Annotated in this window: 5 protein-coding genes and 1 tRNA gene; 4 read left to right on the top strand and 2 right to left on the bottom strand. The window is 64.2% G+C overall.

What is annotated here, in order from left to right; genetic code table 11:
* Positions 1 to 529 precede the first annotated feature (529 nt).
* A complete protein-coding gene (locus NMG70_RS26145) occupies positions 530 to 2,161 on the bottom strand; it encodes a site-specific integrase (protein ID WP_254027185.1) in 1,632 nt (543 codons plus the stop codon).
* Positions 2,162 to 2,350: 189 nt separating this feature from the next.
* Positions 2,351 to 2,425 (bottom strand) — tRNA-Thr (locus tag NMG70_RS26140).
* Positions 2,426 to 2,618: 193 nt separating this feature from the next.
* On the opposite strand from NMG70_RS26140, the gene NMG70_RS26135 reads away from it, so the two are divergent.
* The 4 genes from NMG70_RS26135 to hisD all read left to right on the top strand — a co-directional run bounded on the left by NMG70_RS26135 (position 2,619) and on the right by hisD (position 6,332).
* The gene (locus tag NMG70_RS26135; protein WP_254027184.1) at positions 2,619 to 2,807 is read left to right on the top strand and encodes a hypothetical protein; all 189 of its coding nucleotides are present in this window, start codon (positions 2,619 to 2,621) and stop codon (positions 2,805 to 2,807) included.
* A gap of 129 nt (positions 2,808 to 2,936) precedes the next feature.
* The gene (gene murA / locus NMG70_RS26130; protein ID WP_254027183.1) at positions 2,937 to 4,229 is read left to right on the top strand and encodes a UDP-N-acetylglucosamine 1-carboxyvinyltransferase; all 1,293 of its coding nucleotides are present in this window, start codon (positions 2,937 to 2,939) and stop codon (positions 4,227 to 4,229) included.
* 366 nt (positions 4,230 to 4,595) lie between these two features.
* Positions 4,596 to 5,030 carry a DUF2948 family protein gene (locus tag NMG70_RS26125; protein ID WP_254027182.1) on the top strand — a complete coding sequence of 145 codons (435 nt, stop codon included), beginning with the start codon at positions 4,596 to 4,598 and terminating at the stop codon, positions 5,028 to 5,030.
* A gap of 9 nt (positions 5,031 to 5,039) precedes the next feature.
* A complete protein-coding gene (gene hisD, locus NMG70_RS26120) occupies positions 5,040 to 6,332 on the top strand; it encodes a histidinol dehydrogenase (RefSeq protein WP_254027181.1) in 1,293 nt (430 codons plus the stop codon).
* Positions 6,333 to 6,337 lie beyond the last annotated feature (5 nt).

The following is a 6,337-nucleotide window of genomic DNA, read 5'->3' as shown; positions in this document are numbered from 1 at the left end:
GGCCGCAAGGGCCGAGCCTGGAGGTGGCGGCCGCAAGGGCCGAGCCTGGAGGTGGCGGCCGCTTGTCTCCCCATCGTGACCACCGTACCCCCCCAGGGGGGGAAGTCCGCCCGCTGCCACGTAAATTGGAGCGCTCAGGTGATCGACCCCGGGTACGATTCCGGGATGATGGCCGCTCAGTGACTCAGGGAAGACCCCGACAGCGGGCTAGGGGCTGACGGGAGGGCCAATCCCACCGCCTAGGGCAAGACCCTCAGTGGCCCGCCATCCCGCCATGGAATGCTGTTTGCCTATCCCCGTTCTCAGCCTTCCTAATTGGGGCCATGCCACGTGACAGATATGCAAAGCACATAGACGTCCCACTCGAACCCCCACAGTATTTGACCTCGCCCGTCCAGCGGTCCCGTATCAGGACAAATTGACTACTCGCACCGCCTACTAGGACATCATAGCGAAACGTAGCCGCGCCGATGATGGCCGCGACAATGATGGCTCCCGGTACCAGAAACTTTTCCATGCGTAGTCCCCCTTATCTGGCACTGTTGGTAGGCGTCGGAAGCACAGGCACAACCTTGAGCATCTCCGCAGCAAGGCCTGGCAACATGGCGTCCGAGGAGCCGTACTTGGTGTGAACCGATGGGGACGAGTGCCCCGCCATATACTCCCGAGCACTGTCCTCCACTCCGTAGCGGCGGCAAAGGTCAACGAAGAGGTGGCGCAGCCCGTGATTAGGGGCGACCCCAAGCCGTACCAGGCCAACCACCTTGCCCTTCACCCACCGCCCGATGAGCGACGTAGCGCCGTCCCTGAATAGCTGACCAGAAGGAGCCGCCCTCACCCACTCAAGGAAACCCTCAGCCTCCAGGGCAGGGTGGACAGGAATGCGCCGTTCACTGCTAGCCGTCTTGAGGGAGCGCTTACCGGCGCTTGTCACCTTGAGGAACCACGATCCCTCCGCCTCAAAGAAGTCAGCCTTCCTCAGCGTGTTCGCTTCGCTTATCCGCAGGCCCGCATAGAGGCACAGCCAGGGCAACCATCGCTTGCTTGGGTCGGTCTCGCTCCGTGCTGCCTTGAGAACCGTGCGGGCCTCTTCGAGCCTGTATGCGGTCTCACCACCGGGCTTCTCCATATAGCTTGGCAACTCGACCTTGCCCGAGATCGTCTCCGCCGCCGCCATGGCCTCCCGGTATTCCCGCAGTCGCTTGCCCCAGTTGATGATGGTCCCGAGGTTGACGAGCCTGTCCGCGATGGTGCGGTTAGAGACCTCCGCCTCCGCCTGCATTGAGTCCAGCCAAGCCTCGACCTCCAGCACTGTCACGGTTGCTGCATTGGATGAGCCCCGGTGTCGAGCGAAGGCATCGGCAATCCGCTTGTACTTCTTCACCGACTTGTCCGGCATCGACTTGGAGCCTTGCCCCGCACCGCGCTTGGTGGCTTGAGCATCGATGATAGCGGCGAATGTGACCACGGGGCCTGGCGCGGCTGCTACAGGTGTGGACTCCAAGACGAAGCCGGGAGCACCTTCAAGCTCAGGAACCGGCCTGTAGTCGCCCCCGCTCCGCGCCACTAGGCCCCGTCGAGCAGCCCCCATCATGTCCGCCATGTCGAAGGTCAGGAGACGCCGCGCCTCCTCCGTGACCAGGAGCCCACGAGCCGCGAGGGCCGCATCAGCCTCAGCCCCATGCATTCCTTCCAGAGCAGCCACAAAGTCTGGCCCCAGGCTCTCCTGGAGTGCTGGGAACTTGATGAATAGGGAGAGGGCCAACCGGACCCGTTCATGGTCCCCGGCCCTGAAGTAGGCGAGAAGAGCACCTCGAAGTTCGGCACGGTCGCCGGGAGCCATTGAGGCCACCGCCCTGGCCAGCACCCCACCATCGTCCGCACGGGCCTCAGGGGCGGGGAGACTTGGGGGAGCGTAGAACGGCTCTTCCTCATGCGCCGCCAGGAAGGCCTTGGCGTATTCCCCCGCGAGTGCGAAGCGTTGCTTCTGGGTCAGACCCCGAGGACCGTGCTCCAGGAGCGCCGCCCACGCCCCGAGCTTGAGGTCCCACACAGCGAGGCGCTTGCGGTAGACTTCGCCAGCCCGATCCCGATCATATTCCCCGAGGGACTGAGTAAACTCTTGAGTTTTCCCCAGGTCGGAGACGCCCAGAGACCTCAAATCGTCACGCCGATCCCACAGCCTTTGAGGGACCCGGAACTTGCCCTGCCATACTTCAGAGCCTTTGCGTTTGGACAGACCTCGCATTCGCCATCGCTTCCCGGCCATATCAGAGCACTTTCCCATAACAGTCCGCATGGGCGGAAGCCACGGAAAACTCTATGCTTTTGATGCTGCTTCGAAAATGAATGGTGCTGCGAGAGAGGATTGAACTCTCGACCTCTCCCTTACCAAGGGAGTGCTCTACCACTGAGCTACCGCAGCCGCTGATGGCGGGGCTTCTGCCATATCGAACCGGCAAGCGCAAGCCATCTGTGAAAGCCCGCTCCGACGGCTTTTGCGGACATGGCAGCGCCACAATGTTGGCTATCCCTGAATGGCGGGCTGGCGCATCGGCCCGAAATTCGGATTCGATTTTCGGACGCACGTCGCTCTAATCGTCAGCCGGGACCGAACCATGGACGACAAGACAACTCCACACGACAAGGACAGCCCACCGAAAAAGGCCGACCGCAAGAGCCGGCTTGCCGAGCAATTGCGCGCCAACCTGCAGAAGCGCAAGGCGCAGTCGCGCTCGCGGCGCACCGGCGACGCTGACACGCGGACGGACGGACTCGGCGTTTTGGGGGAAACGCAAAAGGATTGACCGATATCAACAGGCTGGCCAGGGCGCAGGATTCCTGTTTCTTGAACCAAGCCGGCCAATGGTCTAGACCGGCCACAACAGACTCAACCGATGGAAAACCGGCCTTTCGGCCGAGGGGACGTTCTTCAAATGGATCGCATCAGAATCGTTGGCGGCAACAAGCTTGCCGGAAGCATCCCGATCTCGGGCGCGAAGAACGCCGCGCTGCCGCTGATGATCGCTTCGCTGCTCACCGACGACACGCTGACCCTGGAAAACGTGCCACATCTGGCCGATGTCGAGCAGCTGATCCGCATCCTCGGTAATCATGGCGTCGACTACTCGGTCAACGGACGCCGCGAAAAGCAGCAGGAGGGCTACTCGCGTACCGTCACGTTCTCCGCCCGCAACATCGTCGACACCACGGCACCCTACGAGCTGGTGTCGAAGATGCGCGCCTCTTTCTGGGTGATCGGCCCGCTGCTTGCCCGCATGGGCGAGGCCAAGGTGTCGCTGCCCGGCGGCTGCGCCATCGGCACGCGGCCGGTCGATCTTTTCCTGGATGGCCTCCAGGTGCTGGGCGCCGATATCGACGTCGACACCGGCTATGTCATCGCCAAGACCAGAAACGGCCGTCTTGTCGGCAATCGCTACGCCTTTCCGAAAGTGTCGGTCGGCGCCACCCATGTGCTAATGATGGCGGCGTCGCTGGCCAAGGGCGAGACGGTGCTCGAAAACGCCGCCCGCGAGCCGGAGATCGTCAACCTCGCCGAATGCCTCAACGCCATGGGCGCCAGGATTTCCGGCGCCGGCACCGAGACCATTACCATCGACGGCGTCGAGGCGCTGTCGGGCGCGCGCGTCCGGGTGATCCCCGACCGCATCGAGACCGGCACCTATGCGATGGCCGTCGCCATGACCGGCGGCGACGTCATGCTCGAAGGCGCGCGGGCGGACCTGCTACAGACCGCGCTCGACGTGATTTCCCAAACCGGCGCCGAGATCACGCCGACCAATTCCGGCATCCGCGTCAGGCGCAACGGCGCCGGCATCGCGCCGGTCGACGTGACAACAGCGCCGTTCCCGGCGTTCCCGACCGACCTGCAGGCCCAGTTCATGGGGCTGATGACGATGGCCAAGGGCAAGTCGCGCATCACCGAGACGATCTTCGAAAACCGCTTCATGCACGTCCAGGAACTTGCCCGGCTCGGCGCCCACATAACGCTGTCCGGCCAGACGGCGATCGTCGACGGCGTGCCGAAGCTGAAGGGCGCGCCGGTGATGGCGACCGACCTTCGCGCTTCGGTGTCGCTGGTCATCGCCGGCCTGGCGGCCGAAGGCGAGACCACGGTCAACCGGGTCTATCATCTCGACCGCGGCTTTGAGCGGCTGGAAGAAAAGCTGTCCGGCTGCGGCGCGGTGATCGAGCGGATTTCGGGGTAGAGGTAGCGGGCCTGAGGTGGGCGCTGCCTCTTGCATGTTCGGCATCTTCTCTCCGTCTGGACCAGGGCTATTGCCGGTGGAAAGCCGAGGCTTTCGCTCTACGATGTACCCCCACCCCTAACCCTCCCCACAAGGGGAGGGAGACTTCCGTTGGCGCCGACCTCGGCAGATTGCCTTTCGGCGCCAAGTGGAAATTAAAGTTGCGCGGCAGCGTTCCCTCCCCCTTGTGGGGAGGGTTAGGGTGGGGGTCCACTTTTGCAAGAATCCAAATGCGATGCCTGGTCGGAATCCGTGGCGCGGTTGCACGGATCGCCAAGACCGCCTAACAGAAACTCGATTGTAAACCTTCGCAGGTGCGAACTCCGCATGAACCTTCTCAAGCTTGTCGCGCTCGACGATCAGGATCTGAGCATTGTCTCGGCCCATGTCCAGGACGCCGTGCTGAAGGTCGGCGACCTCGAATACATGCCGGCGGTCAAGCGTTTTGTGATGACGATGAACCGCTTCGTCTGGGAAGCGAAATCCGGTTTATTCCGCCAGCACAATGAGCGGCGGCAAAGCGTGCTGCATTTCGACCGGGTGCTGGGCGCCAAGACCAGCGGCATTGCCCGCGACGAGCCCGACGAGGTGCTGTCGCTGCTGGCGATCAGCTTCGTCGCCCTCGACAAGCCGGCCGGCATCATCGAGCTGATCTTTTCAGGCGGCGGCGCGATCATGCTCGATGTCGAGTGCATCGAGGCGCGGCTGGCTGACATTGGCGGCGCCTGGGAAGCGACGTCGCGCCCCTTCCACCGAGCCTGAGCACACAAGATGGCCATCACGCTTCGTCTGTCCGATGCCGATTTCGAGCAGCGTTTTGCCGCGTTCCTTTTGACCAAGCGCGAGGTCTCGGAGGACGTCGACGCCGTGGTGCGCGCGATCATCGCGCGGGTGCGCGCCGAGGGCGACGCGGCGCTCATCGACTACACGCAGAGATTCGAACAGGCCGACCTGAAAGGCCTCGGCATGGCCGTGTCGAAAGACGACATCGCCAAGGCCTACGATGCGGCCGACCCGCAGACGATCGACGCGCTCAAATTCGCCCGTGACCGGATCCGTTCGCATCACGAGCGGCAGCGGCCCAATGACGACCGCTATACCGACGCTGCCGGCGTCGAGCTCGGCTCGCGCTGGACGGCAATCGAGGCGGTCGGGCTCTACGTGCCGGGCGGCACGGCGAGCTATCCAAGCTCGGTGCTGATGGGCGCCGTGCCGGCCAAGGTCGCCGGCGTCGAGCGCGTCGTCATGGCGGTGCCGGCGCCTGGCGGCATCGTCAATCCGCTGGTGCTGGTGGCGGCGGACCTGACCGGCATATCCGAGATCTACCGCGTCGGCGGCGCGCAGGCGATCGCAGCGCTTGCCTATGGCACCGAGACGATAAAGCCGGTCGCCAAGATCGTCGGCCCCGGCAATGCCTATGTCGCGGCGGCCAAGCGCCAGGTGTTCGGCACGGTCGGCATCGACATGATCGCCGGGCCTTCGGAAGTGCTTGTCGTGGCCGACGGCAGCAACGATCCGGACTGGATCGCCGCCGACCTGCTTGCCCAGGCCGAGCATGATGTGTCGGCGCAGTCGATCCTGATCACCGACGATCCCGCCTTCGGCGCCGCAGTCGAACAGGCGGTCGAACGCCAGTTGCAAAACCTGTCGCGCACCGGGACGGCGGCGGCGAGCTGGCGCGATTTCGGCGCCGTCATCCACGTCCCCCGAATCGAGGCAGCACTGCCGCTGGTCGACCGCATCGCGGCCGAACATGTCGAGCTTGCCATCGACGAGCCGGAAGCCTTCCTGGCGCGGATGCGCAATGCCGGCGCTGTGTTTCTCGGCCGCCACACGCCGGAAGCCATCGGCGACTATGTCGGCGGCTCTAACCACGTGCTGCCGACGGCGCGCTCGGCGCGCTTCTCGTCCGGGCTTTCAGTGCTCGATTTCGTCAAGCGCACCTCGATCCTGAAGCTCGGGCCTGAGCAGCTGCGGGCGCTAGCGCCGGCGGCCATCGCGCTGGCCACAGCGGAAGGCCTCGACGCGCATGGACGCTCCGTCGCCATCCGGCTGAATATGTAGCTGAC

It is taken from the genome of Mesorhizobium ventifaucium, assembly GCF_935822925.1.
In the GTDB taxonomy this organism is placed as follows: Bacteria; Pseudomonadota; Alphaproteobacteria; order Rhizobiales; family Rhizobiaceae; genus Mesorhizobium; species Mesorhizobium ventifaucium.
Note: the sequence above shows the minus strand (reverse complement) of the source record. Positions and strands in the feature narration are given on the sequence as shown.